This is a genomic window from Roseinatronobacter sp., assembly GCF_051859525.1.
Classification (GTDB): Bacteria; Pseudomonadota; Alphaproteobacteria; order Rhodobacterales; family Rhodobacteraceae; genus Roseinatronobacter.
This window is the reverse complement of the sequence record NZ_JBHYFM010000004.1, coordinates 162,371-177,737: the sequence shown is the minus strand read 5'-3', so window position 1 is coordinate 177,737 and position 15,367 is coordinate 162,371. Positions and strand designations below refer to the sequence as shown.

Annotated in this window: 13 protein-coding genes; 3 read left to right on the top strand and 10 right to left on the bottom strand. The window is 58.1% G+C overall.

Annotated features, from left to right (window positions below; translation table 11 throughout):
• Position 1: 1 nt before the first annotated feature.
• Positions 2–1,606: a cytochrome-c oxidase, cbb3-type subunit I gene (gene ccoN / locus ACTIE1_RS06280; RefSeq protein ID WP_439561294.1), complete on the bottom strand. Its 1,605-nt coding sequence runs from the start codon at positions 1,604–1,606 to the stop codon at positions 2–4.
• 308 nt (positions 1,607–1,914) lie between these two features.
• On the opposite strand from ccoN, the gene ACTIE1_RS06275 reads away from it, so the two are divergent.
• A complete protein-coding gene (locus tag ACTIE1_RS06275; RefSeq protein ID WP_439561295.1) occupies positions 1,915–2,754 on the top strand; it encodes a universal stress protein in 840 nt (279 codons plus the stop codon).
• Positions 2,755–2,848: 94 nt separating this feature from the next.
• Here the strand turns inward: ACTIE1_RS06275 and ACTIE1_RS06270 are convergent, their stop codons facing one another.
• Positions 2,849–3,328, bottom strand: a complete 480-nt coding sequence (locus ACTIE1_RS06270; protein ID WP_439561296.1) for a hypothetical protein — start codon at positions 3,326–3,328, stop codon at positions 2,849–2,851.
• A 153-nt stretch (positions 3,329–3,481) separates the two neighbouring features.
• Positions 3,482–4,234, bottom strand: coding sequence for a transcriptional regulator FnrL (fnrL, locus tag ACTIE1_RS06265; protein ID WP_439561297.1), 753 nt, complete (start codon positions 4,232–4,234; stop codon positions 3,482–3,484).
• A gap of 54 nt (positions 4,235–4,288) precedes the next feature.
• Between fnrL and hemN the strand changes: the two genes are divergently transcribed.
• The gene (gene hemN, locus ACTIE1_RS06260; protein ID WP_439561298.1) at positions 4,289–5,644 is read left to right on the top strand and encodes an oxygen-independent coproporphyrinogen III oxidase; all 1,356 of its coding nucleotides are present in this window, start codon (positions 4,289–4,291) and stop codon (positions 5,642–5,644) included.
• A 26-nt stretch (positions 5,645–5,670) separates the two neighbouring features.
• Here hemN and ACTIE1_RS06255 read toward each other — a convergent pair whose 3' ends face one another.
• From ACTIE1_RS06255 to ACTIE1_RS06230, 6 genes are all read right to left on the bottom strand, one after another.
• Entirely contained in the window at positions 5,671–6,885 is a 1,215-nt protein-coding gene (locus ACTIE1_RS06255) for a glycosyltransferase (RefSeq protein ID WP_439561299.1), read from the bottom strand.
• Positions 6,886–6,911: 26 nt separating this feature from the next.
• Positions 6,912–8,516: an ABC transporter ATP-binding protein gene (locus tag ACTIE1_RS06250; RefSeq protein ID WP_439561300.1), complete on the bottom strand. Its 1,605-nt coding sequence runs from the start codon at positions 8,514–8,516 to the stop codon at positions 6,912–6,914.
• A complete protein-coding gene (locus ACTIE1_RS06245) occupies positions 8,513–9,622 on the bottom strand; it encodes an ABC transporter permease (protein WP_439561550.1) in 1,110 nt (369 codons plus the stop codon). The genes ACTIE1_RS06250 and ACTIE1_RS06245 overlap by 4 nt, the downstream gene beginning before the upstream one ends.
• A gap of 98 nt (positions 9,623–9,720) precedes the next feature.
• Entirely contained in the window at positions 9,721–10,809 is a 1,089-nt protein-coding gene (locus tag ACTIE1_RS06240; protein ID WP_439561301.1) for a microcin C ABC transporter permease YejB, read from the bottom strand.
• Positions 10,810–10,811: 2 nt separating this feature from the next.
• Positions 10,812–12,776 (bottom strand): extracellular solute-binding protein, encoded by a 1,965-nt coding sequence (locus ACTIE1_RS06235; protein ID WP_439561302.1) that lies wholly within the window; start codon positions 12,774–12,776, stop codon positions 10,812–10,814.
• 201 nt (positions 12,777–12,977) lie between these two features.
• Entirely contained in the window at positions 12,978–13,484 is a 507-nt protein-coding gene (locus tag ACTIE1_RS06230; protein WP_439561303.1) for a c-type cytochrome, read from the bottom strand.
• Positions 13,485–13,605: 121 nt separating this feature from the next.
• Between ACTIE1_RS06230 and ACTIE1_RS06225 the strand changes: the two genes are divergently transcribed.
• Entirely contained in the window at positions 13,606–14,439 is an 834-nt protein-coding gene (locus tag ACTIE1_RS06225) for a prephenate dehydratase (protein WP_439561304.1), read from the top strand.
• A 323-nt stretch (positions 14,440–14,762) separates the two neighbouring features.
• On the opposite strand, the gene ACTIE1_RS06220 is transcribed toward ACTIE1_RS06225, so the two are convergent.
• Positions 14,763–15,356 carry a glutathione S-transferase family protein gene (locus ACTIE1_RS06220; RefSeq protein ID WP_439561305.1) on the bottom strand — a complete coding sequence of 198 codons (594 nt, stop codon included), beginning with the start codon at positions 15,354–15,356 and terminating at the stop codon, positions 14,763–14,765.
• Between the last annotated feature and the right edge of the window lie 11 nt (positions 15,357–15,367).

Genomic DNA, 15,367 nt, shown 5'->3' with positions numbered 1-15,367 from the left:
GTTATTCAGCGGGAACTGCGGCAGCGCGGGCGGGTTGTCTTTCCGCCGTGCTTGTCACAGTTTTCCACAGGTTATAGCACATGATGATCGCGCCCAGCAGGAACAGCGTTCCGCCCAGACCCCGCACCACATACATCGGGAACTTGGCCGCAACCGTGTCCGCGAAGGAGTTGACAAGGAAGCCTTGCGCATCAACTTCACGCCACATCAGACCTTCCATGATGCCGGTCACCCACATCGACGCCGCATACAGAACGATGCCGATTGTCGCCAACCAGAAGTGCCAGCTGACCAGCCGCAGGCTATACAGCCCCTCGCGCTGCCACAGTTTGGGCACCAGATAGTATAGCGCGCCGAAGGTGATCATGCCGTTCCAGCCCAACGCGCCGGAATGCACATGCCCAATGGTCCAGTCGGTGTAATGCGACAGGCTGTTGACGGCCTTGATCGACATCATCGGCCCCTCAAACGTGGCCATACCATAGAAGCCCACGGCGACAACCATCATGCGGATAATGGGGTCTGTGCGCAACTTGTCCCATGCGCCCGAAAGCGTCATAAGACCGTTGATCATGCCCCCCCATGACGGCATCCACAGCATGATCGAGAATGTCATGCCCAATGTCTGTGCCCAGTCAGGCAACGCCGTGTAATGCAGGTGGTGCGGACCGGCCCAGATATACAGGAAGATCAGCGCCCAGAAATGCATGATCGACAGTTTGTAGCTGTAGACCGGACGTTCTGCCTGTTTGGGGATGAAGTAATACATCATGCCCAAGAAGCCGGCCGTCAGGAAGAAGCCGACCGCGTTATGGCCATACCACCACTGGATCATGGCAGATTGCACGCCCGACCAGACAGGAACCGATTTCGACCCGAATGCCGAAACGGGGATTGCGGCGTTGTTGACAAGATGCAGCATCGCAACTGTCACAATGAAGGCAATGTAGAACCAGTTGGCCACATAGATATGCGGTTCGCGCCGGTTGATGACCGTGCCCATATAGACAGCAAGGAACGCCACCCACACGATGGTCAGCCACAGGTCGGTCAACCATTCAGGTTCTGCATATTCATTGCCCTGGGTCGAGCCCAGCACATAGCCTGTTGCGGCCATGACAATGAAAATCTGATAGCCCCAGAACACGAACCATGCCAGACCACCGCCCCAAAGGCGGGACGCTGATGTGCGCTGCACAACGTAGAATGCTGTTGCAATCAGGGCGTTGCCCCCAAACGCGAAAATCACCGCCGAGGTATGCAGCGGACGCAGACGGCCGAAGTTCAAATAGCCCTGTGCCCATTCAAAATTCAATTCGGGCCATGCCAACTGAAATGCGATGACAACGCCCACCAAAAACCCGACAACGCCCCAAAATGCCGTCGCCACCACGCCGAAGCGAACAGGGCCATCCATATATTCATTCGGATTCGCGACAACGGCCGGTTCCCCGACACGGCGAATCTGCCACACGAAGGTGATCGCTGCCGCAAGCATGATCACCAGCATGTGGACCAAATAAGGCAAATCGCGTGCCATGCTGGCAGCGATCGCGGCGACAACCACGACGACCCCCAATACAGCAAGCTTCAAGTAATCCCACATGTTCTGCGTCCCTTTTTATCGTCCTGCCACGTTCATACATCCAGCACAGACAGTTTTGCATGATGCGTTTTGTCACGGTCTGCGTATACCGACTTTGATTCATGTCAATTTTTGTGACCGTTAAGTTTGCGTCAGATCAATGCACGATAGCACAGGTCGGGGCATGTTGGGCGGGTTGCATGTAAAAGACTGTAATATCATGGTGCAAACAGGTGGTGCCCAACAGCGCCGGGATTGTGAAATCAAGCGTGTCGCCGGTGAAGCAAATGATCCTTTCACCACGGCACATTCAATGAAAGGAGTGCACGATGTCCTATAAAACTCTGGTCACATTTGTTGCAACCGAAACAGGCCTGAAGCCGCTGCTGCAATCTGCCAGCGCCCTGGCAAGACGTTTTGACGCCCATCTGGAAGTCTGCTGCATGGGCGTAGACACGACACAAAGCATGGGGTTCTATGCCGGTGCGCCTGCAATCATCTATCAAGACAGCCTGAACGCGGCAAAAGCGACTGCCGAAACGCTACAGGACACGGCAAAAGAATGCCTACGCGGTGCCGATATACGCTGGAGTACGGATAGCGCAGTTCTGTCACTGGGTGGAATCACGTCCTATGTCGGTTTGAAGGCGCGGTTTTCCGACCTTGTGGTCTTGCCATTACCATATGGTGCAGGACGCGGCCCGCAAGACGAGGTTATCATCGAAGCGGCCTTGTTCGAAGGGGATACGCCGGTTCTGGTGTTGCCCCAAACAGGTGGCGCCTTGCCGGAATTCAACAAGCTGGTTCTTGCATGGAACCAAAGCAATGAGGCGCTGCATGCAACCCGCGCCGCCCTTCCACTGATGAAACAGGCCGATCTGGTCAATACCGTCATTATCGACCCGCCCTCTCATGGCGCGGAACGATCCGATCCTGGCGGTTTGCTGGCCCAGATGCTTGCACGGCACGGCATTCAGACGGATGTATCCGTTCTGGCGCGGACATTGCCCCGCACCAGCGATGTGTTGCGCAGACACCTGAAGGATCAGGCCGCGGATCTGCTGGTCATGGGGGCCTATGGCCGGTCGCGGCTGCGCGAGGCAATTCTTGGCGGCGCAACGCGTGACATGCTGGAAGACACGCCATGCGCGGTATTCCTTGCGCATTGACACCGCGCGCGGGAAGGGGCTGACAGCGCTTCCCGCGCGGGAAATTTCTTGGGCGCCTTGCACAAAGGATCAGAGTGGGGCGCGCAAATATGCGCTATGGCAGGGTATTGAATACGGCCAGACCGCGCCTGTCCATTTCCAGTTGCAACAGGGTCAGGACGTCATTCAAGGCATCCACGCCCAAACCGTTGGCGGCATGAACCAGATCCGCTTTGGTCTGGCGGGCATAGGTGACGACATCGGCATCTGAAATCGCCGCGATACCCGCCATGAAGTGACGAAATTCCGGATCGGAATAGGCCCGCAGCCCGACCGGCATTGCAATATGGTCCATTCCATCCGCGCCGGTAAACGGCGATATCACGGCGAAGGCCAAGGCGGAACCGGACGCTGTGCCGGATTTGCTTGGGAACAGCGCGATAAGGGCCGCGCAAATCAATGCCGCAATCAGTGCGACGCGGCCCAGATGTGACGTCACATCATCAGAGCCGGACATTTCCGGATATACGCCTGCCTTGGTGTTGGTCCGGTTCCCATGAACCAGATCATCGTAATCCCTGTCCCAATCGAACATCCGTCCCCCGATGCATGCAGCCATTCAACCCTAAGTATATTCAGGACTACAAGCTGCATTGATGGCGATTCGGCGCACAAACTGTGTTAATTATATGGCACGCCTTCGGAATAAGGCGTTATATATCTGCACGTTAAGAAATTGTTCAGAATGTCAGACCAGAAAGCCGCCATCAGAATCGTCACCGGTTTGTTCCAGAAGCTGGTCGAAATCGGGAATGACAATTCGGCGCTTGCCCTCGGTTATGATCAACCCTTCCTTGCGCAGGCTGGACATCTGGCGGCTTACCGTCTCCAATGTCAGCCCCAGATATTCGGACATCGCCTCTCGTGTCAGGGGCAATTCGAAACTTAATTCGCCCTGCGACTGGCTTAGCTGAAGCGATGCATCGCGCCGCGCAATGATACACAGCAGGCTCGCGATTTTCTCTCGGGCGGTCTTGCGCCCCAGAAGCAGCATCCATTCGCGTGCAGCGTCCAGTTCATCAAGGGTCATCTCCAACAAGCGCTGCCCGATATGCGGCGTGCTTATCATCAATTCCTCGAATGGTTTTCTGCGAAAACAACACATAACAAGATTGGTCGCGGCGGTCACGTCATAAGCGGATGTGCTGCGGCCGGGGCGGCCTGCAAAATCCGAGGGCAGCAATAGGCCCACCATCTGGCGGCGCCCATCCTCCATAGTCTGGCTTAATGTCGCGATCCCCGTGACAACGGATGCGACAAAATCCATCGTATCACCCGCCCAGACAACCGTCTGGCCCGCCTCGAAGCTGCGATAATATTTTATCTGCTCAAGGACTTGTAGTTCATCAGCTTCGCAGCGCGCGCAGACGGCACGATGCCTGATTGGACATGCTTCGCAATCATGGCCAGGCGTCTGGATTTTCGAGGTTACGCGATTCATGCTGGTTGATCTACATCAAAGAGTTTCGGGCTTTCGTGCGTATATTCTACAGGCATGTCACATCTTTCGCAACTTAGTAAGCTGGGCCTGTTTGACGCGCGTGTGCCGCGCTACACAAGCTACCCGACCGCGCCGCAGTTCTCATCCGAGTTGCGCGGCAACACTTTAACAAGCTGGATCCAACAAATCCGGCCGAACAGTGAAGTGTCGCTGTATCTGCATGTGCCCTTCTGTCGCAGGCTTTGCTGGTTTTGCGCGTGTCGCACCCAAGGCACCAGCAGCGATGCGCCGGTGCTGGCCTATATAGACTCGTTGCGCATGGAGCTGGAGCTGCTGCGCGCCATATTGCCGGACGGTGTGCGCCTGTCGCGGCTGCATTGGGGCGGTGGCACGCCAACGCTTATGCCCGCTGCGCAGATGCGGGAACTGGCAGCGCTGGTGTTCGACATCGCGCCAATGGCCGAAGGGGGCGAATTCTCGGTCGAGATTGACCCGAATGAAATTGACGCGGCGCGTCTGGACGCGCTTGCCGATGCGGGAATGAACCGTGCCTCCATCGGGGTGCAGGATTTCGACCCGGAAATCCAGAAAATCATCGGGCGCGACCAAAGTTTCGAAATTACGAAACAGACCGTTGACGGGCTGCGCGCGCGCGGGATCGTCAGCCTGAACGCAGATATCCTGTATGGCCTGCCCCATCAGACCCCCAAACGCATTTCCGATTCGGTGCAAAAACTGCTGTCGCTGAATCCTGATCGCGTCGCATTATACGGCTATGCGCATGTGCCATGGATGGCGCGGCGTCAGCAAATGATCCCGTCGGAAACCCTGCCGCGTCCCGAAGAACGTCTGGAACTGTTTGATACGGCCCGCAGGCTGTTCATGTGGGACGGATATGATGAAATCGGCATCGACCATTTCGCCCGCCCCCATGACAGCATGGCAAGGGCAGCCGCCGCTGGTACGCTGCGCCGGAATTTCCAAGGATATACCGACGACACATCCCCTGTGCTTATCGGATTGGGCGCATCGTCCATTTCGCGTTTCCCGCAAGGCTATGCACAAAATGCACCGGCAACTGCGGACTGGAAAAAATCCGTGCATGCAGGCCAGTTTGCAACGGCACGCGGGCATGTGTTCACCCCGGCCGACCTGTGGCGCGGCCGCGCAATCGAGGCATTGATGTGCGATTTCGCCATCAATCGCGCGGAGCTGGTGGAGAGGCTGGGCGCAGATCCGGTCGAACTTGACCAGTTGTTTGATCGTGTGGCGTTGAAATACGGGGCATTCGTCAAACGGACATCTGCGGGGCTGGAAATTCCCGCCGAAGGGCGGCCCCTGACACGAATGATTGCCACCATGTTTGATGAATATGCGATGGCAAAGGCGGGCCATAGTTCTGCTGTATAGCCGGATTACGCAAGGGGGGCGTGGGGTTATCCCCCTTCAACAAACCTGACAAGGCGCGGCAGGCAAATCCGCTTCAGGTCATAATTCTCGATAATCGTGCGGCGTGCATTTTCGCGTATCCGGTCATAGCGGTATGGCGCTTCCAGCGCGTCAACCAGCATCTCTGACCAGCGGTCTATATCGAAGAAATCGACCAGCCGCCCATTCTCGCCATCGGTTATGACTTCTTCCACAGGGCCAGTGCGCGATGCCACGACACAGGCGCCCATGCTCATGGCTTCCAGCAACGACCATGACAGCACGAAGGGCACTGTCAGATAGGCATGCACACGGCTGATACGCATGATGGACATGAAATCGGCATAGGGCACGCGGCCCGTGAAATGGACGCGCGACATATCCAGCCGCCCCTGCACTTCGCGCAGGAACTGGTCTTTCCAGCTGCCATGTCGGGGCGCGGCCCCGTAGCTGGCGCCATCCCCGCCGACAATCACCACATGCACGCCCGGGCGCGCCGCCATAACTTCGGGCAGGCTGCGCAGGAAAATATGTGCCCCGCGATAAGGTTCCAGATTGCGCGCAACGAAGGTCAGAACCTCATCGCCGGAATGCAGCAACGGACCGCCGGGCACCTGATAGCGCGCCAGCGGGTCCGGTGTCAGATAATCGGTATCAATGCCGTCATGATTGATGGTTATCTTGTCACGGAACGCGGCGGGAAAACTGTCGGCCTGCCATTCTGTGGGCGACAATGCCGCATCGGCCTGCACCATGGACAGTGCCAGATGGGCCTGACGCGCCACCACAGAGAACTGCCCCGCAATATCATCACGGCTGAATTCAGGGTCAAACCCCACATCCAGCCCTTTGGTCGCGTAGTAGAATTCCGCGTAATTCAGCAGGCGGGCATCAGGCCAGACTTCGCGCAGGAACAGGGTTTCGCCCCAGCCGGAATGCCCGAATATGACATCCGGACTGAACCCGATATTGTCGCGCAACTGTACCGCTGCGCGCGCGGCACGGTGCGCGCGATCTGTCATCGCGGTATAGGTTGTGCCCATGCGCGAATGTCGCGGGTCGGGCGCGGGGTCGGGCATCGGATAGCGGTAGGTGCGCAACGCGGTTTGTCGGGTGTTGTGTTCCGCAGTCAGCGCAATGACATGATGCCCCCGCTGTGCAAGCGCCGGTGCAAGGTGTTTGAACTGACCGGGGAAGTTCTGATGCACGAACAGTATCTTCATCGCCCCTCCCCCCGCGGCCGGATTTATCAGGCGGCACCAATCGCCGTAATGTCAAAAGCGGCGGCAAGCAACTGTCGGGTATAGTCCTGCCGTGGGGAATCGAAGACCTGATCAATCTGGCCAGCCTCGACAACGTCACCTTGCTTCATCACCATAACCTTATGCGACAGCGCCCGCACAACGCGCAAATCATGGCTGATGAACAGATAGGCCAGCCCGTGTTTGCGTTGCAGGGCACGCAGCAATTCGACAATCTGCACCTGCACGGTCATGTCCAGCGCGGATGTCGGTTCGTCCAGAACCACCAGTTTGGGGCGCAGGATCATGGCGCGCGCAATCGCAATGCGCTGGCGCTGGCCGCCCGAAAACTCGTGCGGGTAGCGTTCCATCGTGGCGGGGTTCAGGCCAACTTCTTCCATGATTTCCGCGACCAGATCGCGCGATGACCGGCCCGAGGGCACGCCATGCACGCCCAGCCCTTCAGAAATGATCTGCTCAATGGTCATACGCGGCGACAGGCTGCCGAAAGGGTCCTGAAACACGATCTGCAAATCCCGCCGCAGCGCGCGCAACTCCTTGAACTTGCGGCCCTGAATATCCGCGCCGTTAAAGACAATCGGCCCTTCACTGGAAATCAGCCGCAATATGGCCAGTGCCAGCGTTGTCTTGCCCGACCCCGATTCCCCCACAACCCCAAGGGTTTCACCCGCGCGCAGGGTCAGGCTGGCATCATTCACGGCCTTTACATGCCCCACAGTGCGCCGCAAAAACCCGCGCTGGATGGGAAACCAGATGCGCAGCCCGTCCGTGCGCAGGATTTCCGGCGCATTTTCCGGCACGGCATCCGGCGAGCCGGTGGATTCCGCCGCCAGAAGCTTGCGCGTATAGGGGTGCTGCGGGTCTGCGAAAATCTGCGCCGTAGCGCCTTGCTCGACAATCTCGCCGCCTTGCATGACGCACACACGGTCGGCAAAGCGGCGCACGATGTTCAGGTCATGGGTGATGAACAGCAGGCTCATGCCCTCGGCGCGTTTCAGGTCAACAAGCAGTTCAAGGATTTGCGCCTGAATTGTGACATCCAGCGCGGTGGTCGGTTCATCGGCAACCAGCAATTCCGGCCCGTTGGCCAGCGCCATGGCAATCATGACCCGCTGGCGCTGCCCGCCCGACAATTGGTGCGGATAGGCCGACATGCGGCTTTCGGCATCACGAATGCCCACCTTGTCCAACAGGTCCAGCACACGCGCCCGCGCCGGCGCACCGGACAGGCCCTGATGCAGCGACAGACTCTCAAGGATCTGCTTCTCGATGGTGTGTAGCGGGTTCAGGGATGTCATCGGTTCCTGAAAGATGAAACTGACATCATTGCCGCGCACCTGCCGCAGCACCTTGTCACTTGCGCCCACCAGTTCGCGCCCCTTGAAGGTAACCGATCCGGACACGTCCGCCGAATCAGGCAACAGCCCCACGGTGGACAATGCAGTCACGGATTTACCGGAACCGGATTCGCCCACGATGGCGACCGTTTCCCCCTTGTCGACATGAAACGACACCCCGCGCACGGCATGCACGGGCTGCCCCGCCTGCATGAATGTCACGGACAGGTTTTCAACAGCCAGACAACGCGTCATGAAAAGGTCTTTCGTGGATCAAAGGCATCGCGCACCCCCTCGAATATGAACACCAGCAGCGACAGCATGATCGCAAAGGTGAAGAAGGCACTGAACCCAAGCCATGGCGCTTGCAGGTTGTTTTTCGCCTGAAGCGTCATTTCCCCAAGGCTGGGTGCCGAGGATGGCAGGCCAAATCCCAGAAAATCCAGCGCGGCCAGCGACCCGATAACCCCCGTCACAATGAATGGCAGGAATGTCAGCGTGGCCACCATCGCATTGGGCAGGACGTGGCGGAACATGATTGTGGTGTTCGACACACCCAGCGCACGCGCGGCGCGCACATATTCGAAATTACGCGCCCGCAGGAATTCCGCACGCACCACGCCCACAAGGCCAGTCCAGCCAAACAGCGTCATCAAAAACACCAATAGCCAGAAATTCATCATGAACATCGAAGATACAATGATGATGATGTAAAGCGACGGCACCGATGTCCATAATTCGATCACGCGCTGGAACAGCAAGTCCAGCAAGCCCCCGAAAAACCCCTGCACCGCCCCCGCGGCAATGCCGATCACCGATGTCAGCGCGGTGACCACCAGCGCGAAGGTAATGGACAGCCGGAACCCGTAGATGATGCGCGCCAGCACATCGCGCGCCGTGCCATCCGTGCCCAGCCAGTGGCGACTTTCGGGCGGGGACGGGGCAGCGCGGCCAATATCATTGACCGTGTTGTAGGAATAGGGGATCAGCGGCCAGACCATCCAGCCCGCGACAATTTCCTGCCCGTCAACAATGCCGGTGGTTTCGGCCTGTTCCATCGCTTCGCGCGGGTCGTCAAGGCACAATTCCGCCCCGCCTGTGCGGATCAGGCATTGCACTTCGGCATCGCGGTAGACGGCTTCGGTCCTGAAATCCCCGCCAAAGGCCGTTTCAGGATAGAAGTTATGGATGGGGAAATAATACCCGCCACGATAATTGATGACGATGGGCCGGTCATTGGCAATAAATTCGGCAAATAGCGACAGGCCATACAGCACCAACAGGATCATCAAGGACCAGAACGCGCGACGGTTGGCCCTGAAATTGCGCCAGCGGCGCTGGTTCAGGGGTGATAGTGTAATCCCGAAGCGGCGCTTGCGCTGCGGCAGGGCTTGGCCCACCCCGTCTTGTTGTGGTGCGGGGGGCGTGTGAACCAGAATATCGGTGCGTTGGTCCATGGCTATGTCTCTCGCGATTCGAAATCGATGCGCGGATCAATCCAGACATACATCAGGTCTGAAATCAGCCCCACAACCAGCCCGATCAGGCTGAACACGAACAGCGTGCCGAACATGACAGGATAATCCCGCGCAACCACAGCCTCAAAGCCCAGCCGCCCCAGACCATCCAGCGAGAAGATGGTTTCAATGATCAGCGACCCGCCAAAGAATACGCCCACAAATACCGCCGGAAACCCCGCAATGACAATCAGCATCGCATTGCGGAACACATGCCCGTACAGCACGCGATTTTCCATCAGCCCCTTGGCGCGCGCGGTTATGACATATTGCTTGCGGATTTCTTCCAGAAAGCTGTTCTTGGTCAGCAGCGTCAGCGTGGCAAAGGCGGATATGGTCGAGGCCAGCACCGGCAGCGTGATATGCCAGAAGTAATCCAGCACCTTGCCCAACGGGCTTAACTGGTCCCACACTTCCTGCGGTGAAGTCAGCCCCCGCGCGGGAAATATCTGCCAGTATGACCCACCTGCAAACAGCACCAACAGCAGAATGGCAAACAGGAAACCCGGTATTGCATAGGCCACGATGATCAACCCCGAAGTGAAGCTGTCATAGCGCGATCCGTCGCGCACAGCCTTGCTGATACCCAGCGGGATAGACACCAGATAGGCAATCAGCGTTGACCATAGCCCAAGGCTGATGGACACAGGCAGCTTTTCGATCACCAGATCCACCACCGAAATGGACCTGAAATAGCTTTGCCCGAAATCGAACCGCATGTAGTTCCACATCATATGCAAGAAACGCTCCAGCGGCGGTTTGTCGAAACCGAATTCGCGTTCAAGCTGGGCAATGAATTCCGGCGGCAGGCCCCGCGCGCCGGTATAGCGCTCATTCTCCATGGCGCCGACATTCACATCCGATGCACCCCCGTCGAACGCACCGAACACATTGCCTTGCCCTTCCATCTGGGCAATGACCTGTTCAATCGGGCCACCGGGTACGAATTGCACCAGAAAGAAATTGATGACCATCACCCCGAACAGTGTCGGAATGATCAGGGCCAGCCGTCGCGCGATATAGGCGCCCATGGTTACCTCAACGCGCCAGCGGCGCGCAGTTCAGCGGCGCGGTCTGCGTTGAACCACCAGAAATCAAGCTCTCCGGTGGAAAATGGCGGCGTCTCCTCGGCCGGGCGGGAAAAGATATCCCAATACGCGACCCATGCCGTATCATTATACCATGCGGGTATCATGAAAAGTTCATGCCGCAAAACCCGGTCCAGTGCCATCAGGGCCGCGTCACGTTCTTCCGGCGTGGGGGCCATAAGGGATGCGTCGATTACTGCATCCACCAGCGGGCTGGCCAGTCCGGCGGGGTTGAACAGGCTGAATTCGGCGGTTTCCGACCCGTAGCGCTGGTGCAACCCTGTCCCTGTGTCCATGAAGGCACCATACTGGTCGAATATGATGTCATAGTCACGGTTGCGCCGCCGGTCGGTGTGTTGTGCCGCGTCAATGCGCTGGAAACGCGCGTCGATGCCCAGTTGTTGCAGGTTCTGGGTATAGGTTTCGATAATCGCATCCATGGTGGCCGATCCGGCACTGGACACGGGAATTTCGATCACCATACGCTCGCCCGCGTCATTGCGCAGCACGCCGCTGGCGTCAATGCTCCAGCCGGCGTCATCCAGCAGGCGGGTGGCGCGGCGAATATTGCCGCGGTCGACCAGCCGTTCCACACTGGATGTATGCGGCATGCGCGCAGGCTGTGTCAGCACGTCCTCGGGCACCAGATCGCCCAGCGATTGCAACAGGTCCAGTTCAAGCCCTTCGGGCGGGCCATCGGCTTGCAGCGGCGTGCCTTGGGTGAAGGACGCGCGGGGCTGGAACAATCCGAATTGTAATGTCTGGTTCGTCCATTCAAAGTTATATGCAAGCGACAGCGCCTCGCGCACGCGCTTGTCCTGCAAGAACTCCCGCCCAAGGTTGAATATGAATCCGGACGCTGAAGGCGGTGTGCCAACGGGCAATTCGCCCCGCACCACATGGCCGCGCGACATGGCAGGGAAATCATAGCCCGTGGCCCATTGGCGGGAATTATTTTCTGCGCGGAAGGTGTATTCGGCAGTCTTGAACCCTTCAAACGCGGCCGCCCCATCGGCGAAATATTCAACGCGGATCACATCAAAATTATGCCGCCCGCGATTTTGCGGCAGATCACGGCCCCAGTAATCGGGGTTGCGCCGATAAGTGATGCGGCGGTTCACCTCATAGCTGTCCAGCATATAGGGGCCGGACCCCGGCGATGTGGTCATGCGCGATTCATCCAGCCGCGCGCCGGTTTCTTCATACCATTTCTGCGAAAAGACCGGCGTGCCCCCCACCTGATCAATCAGCGACCGCCGAGAGATACCCTCGGCAAAGGTGAATTTGACAGTGTGATCGTCCAGCACCTCTGCATCGATGACGCGCGCGCCGACACCCTGGGCATAGGATGGCAGACCCTGTTCCAGAAACAGGTTATGCGAAAACACAACATCATGCGCGGTTACCGGCGTGCCATCGGAAAACCGCGCTTCCGGGCGCATATGGAAGATCACCCAATCTTTGGTTTCAGGGTATTCGACGGTATGCGCCAGCAAACCGTAGCTTTCGCCATACACATCGGCGGGAACACCGCCACCGCCCATCGGTTCGGCCGTTTCCAGCAGGCTTTCATACATGGAATTCGACAAAACGCCCGGACGACCGGCGCGTGTGTAGGGGTTCATCGAATCGAATGTCCCCTGAAACGAGATCGAAATCTCGCCCCCTTTGGGGGCATCGGGGTTCACATAGCTGAAATGCTCGAAATCCGGGGGATAGCTTAGATCGCCATAGAAGGAATAACCGTGTGCAACAATCATTTGCGGTTCGGTGTCATCCGCATCGGGGCGCGCGGGACTGGCCCAAAGCGCTGCAAGCAGCAGCCCTGCGGCAGAAATTTGCACGACATGACGAATGGAACACACACCCGCCTTGATCACCACCGATGCTGAATCGCGTCCCTGATGCATAGAACCCCTCCGTGCTGTGGCGGCCATCTGCTTGTCCGGCCGCGCCTTTTTCGCATTATTCCGGTTTTCCGCGCCCCTGTCGATAACAGCACGCAAAAATAGCCGTAACCACAAGGTAATTTGATTTCAGTTCAAAAAAAGCAAACAGACCGCACTTATTCAGTGCGGTCTGTCTATTATGCGTGGTGCAGGCAAAAGCGATCAGCTTTCGCTTTCGATATAGGCAATCAGGTTCGCGCGATCTGTTACACTGGCAATACCACGAAAGTTCATGGATGTGCCCGGGGCAACCGCACTTGGGTTCGCAATGAAATCCGACAGGATTTCGGGTGTCCAGACATCGCCTGCCTGCGACAGGGCACCGGAATAGTTGAACCCTGCAACATCGCCGATCTCGCGGTTCACGATACCATGCAGATAGGGACCAACGCCGTTGCGCCCTTCTTCCAGTGCGTGGCAGGCGCGGCATTGCGACCACAGGCGCGAACCGGCAGCGGCATCTGCAATGTCATAGGCCTCATCAAATGTCAGCTCTACCGCATCTTCGACAACCACATCATCGTCGCCGGTATCGATGATGTAGGCTTGCGGGGCGTCAGCGTTGCGCGGCACATAAAGTTCCATTGCAGCCCAGTTACCCAGCAGGAAAACAAGTAGAGCGCCGCAAAATGCGGCAACGGCTTTGGTGATGACCATTGTGTCGAACATATCGCAATCCTGTTCCGAGCAAGTTTGAGCCTATCTATCCGCTTCCCCTTGGATGATTCAAGCGGTAGTTACCGCGACTAAATGCCCTTTTGGGCGGAATCTGGGAACTATGGGCGCAAACATGGCACGAAAGATCGCATTTCAGGGTGAACTGGGGGCTTATGGACATCAGGCTTGCGCAGATGCGCGGCCTGAATATGACCCGCTGCCCTGCACGACATTTCACGACACAATGGCCGCAATCCGGGAGGGGCGCGCCGATCTGGGTATGGTCGCGGTGGAAAATTCCATCTACGGGCGCGTTGCCGATGTGCATTCCCTGTTGCCCGAAAGCGGCCTGCATATCGTGGACGAGGCGTTCGTGCGCGTGCATGTCAATCTTCTGGGCGTGCGCGGCGCGTCGCTGGAGCAGGTGCGCGAAGCCCATGGGCATGTGGTCATTCTACCGCAATGCGGGGTGTTCCTGCGCGACCATGGCATTCAGGGCGTCATCAGCAGCGACAATGCCCGCGCGGCCCGCGAAATCGCCGAACGCAACGACCCGACCCATGCCGCCCTTGCCAGCGAGATGGCGGCGCAAATCTATGGGCTGGATGTGCTGGCCCGCCATATCGAGGACCACCCGAACAATACCACCCGCTTTCTGATCATGGCGCGCGATGCCGATTTCAGCCGCCGCGGGGATCATGGCATGATGACCGCATTCCTGTTTCGGGTGCGCAACATTCCTGCGGCGCTGTACAAGGCGATGGGCGGTTTTGCCACGAATGGTGTGAACATGGTCAAACTGGAAAGCTACATGGTGAACGGATCATTCACCGCCACGCAGTTTTTCGCTGAAATCGAGGGGCATCCGGACGACGACAACGTCAAACTGGCGCTGGATGAATTGCGCTATTTCACGTCCTATCTGAACATCCTTGGCACCTATCCGGCAGACCCCGCGCGGCATTGATGCTGTTGGCCGGTGGAAGGAACACGCAGGCAGGGTGTGTCTTGGCCTGAAGCGACCCTTCGCACTTGGATTAAGCCCGCGCCATCGGCGGGCCGGGGTCTGCCGATCCGGCGTCATAGAAGTTCACTTTATGCTGGCGGCATACTCCGTCGTTCAAGGCTGGCCTGCCATCAGCGTAATCGGCAGGCCGCGGGACGGCCCACCGATGGCGCGGCGGGCTGCGCCCTTGATTCCGCGCCTTGGGCATTCCCCCAATCTCCGCTTCAGGCCAATTTCAGCCGGCGCTTCTGTTGGAATTCGCCCAGCCTGCCCCCAACTGTGCTTCAGCCCATCATCGACAGCACTTTTGCCAATGCAGGGCGGGCGGTCATGCGTTCCAGATAATCCGACAAGCGCGCTTCGTGGACAGGGAATTTGGCGACCCGCGCCCAGATCCCGCAATGCGTCAGGATAATATCGGGCACTGTCATCTGCGCCCCCATCAGAAACGGCCCCTCTCCCATCCGGTGCACCAGCGTTTTCTGACTGTTGGCAAATTCCCAGATCAGCGATTCCTTGATCGCGGACTGGCGCATTTCAGCGGGCAGAATGAAACTGTGTCGCGCGGCCATCCACAGCGCGGCGTCAAATTCATCCAGCAAGAACTGGGTCAGGCTGTCCTGTCGCGCGCGGTCCAGTGTTCCGGCACGATAGGTCATGGCGCCATGTTTGTCGGCCAGGTATTGAATGATTGCGGTCGAATCGGTGATTGGCGTGCCGTCTTCAATCAGCACCGGAACCTTGCCCGCAGGGTTGAAACTGACGACCCCTTCGGATTGCGGGGCGGCGGGCACATGATCATAGCTTTGGCCCAATTCCTCCAGCATCCACAAGACGCGGGTGGCGCGGCTGTTGGCTTTCCCGATAACAGTATACATTGCAAACCCCT

Coding starts and splice junctions, on each gene's coding strand:
- ACTIE1_RS06235 (WP_439561302.1), bottom strand. CDS start 12,776: ATGCATCAGGGACGCGATTCAGCATCGGTGGTGATCAAGGCGGGTGTG.
- ACTIE1_RS06230 (WP_439561303.1), bottom strand. CDS start 13,484: ATGTTCGACACAATGGTCATCACCAAAGCCGTTGCCGCATTTTGCGGC.
- ACTIE1_RS06270 (WP_439561296.1), bottom strand. CDS start 3,328: ATGTTCGATTGGGACAGGGATTACGATGATCTGGTTCATGGGAACCGG.
- hemN (WP_439561298.1), top strand. CDS start 4,289: ATGTCACATCTTTCGCAACTTAGTAAGCTGGGCCTGTTTGACGCGCGT.
- ACTIE1_RS06255 (WP_439561299.1), bottom strand. CDS start 6,885: ATGAAGATACTGTTCGTGCATCAGAACTTCCCCGGTCAGTTCAAACAC.
- ACTIE1_RS06220 (WP_439561305.1), bottom strand. CDS start 15,356: ATGTATACTGTTATCGGGAAAGCCAACAGCCGCGCCACCCGCGTCTTG.
- ACTIE1_RS06250 (WP_439561300.1), bottom strand. CDS start 8,516: ATGACGCGTTGTCTGGCTGTTGAAAACCTGTCCGTGACATTCATGCAG.
- ccoN (WP_439561294.1), bottom strand. CDS start 1,606: ATGTGGGATTACTTGAAGCTTGCTGTATTGGGGGTCGTCGTGGTTGTC.
- ACTIE1_RS06275 (WP_439561295.1), top strand. CDS start 1,915: ATGTCCTATAAAACTCTGGTCACATTTGTTGCAACCGAAACAGGCCTG.
- fnrL (WP_439561297.1), bottom strand. CDS start 4,234: ATGAATCGCGTAACCTCGAAAATCCAGACGCCTGGCCATGATTGCGAA.
- ACTIE1_RS06225 (WP_439561304.1), top strand. CDS start 13,606: ATGGCACGAAAGATCGCATTTCAGGGTGAACTGGGGGCTTATGGACAT.
- ACTIE1_RS06240 (WP_439561301.1), bottom strand. CDS start 10,809: ATGGGCGCCTATATCGCGCGACGGCTGGCCCTGATCATTCCGACACTG.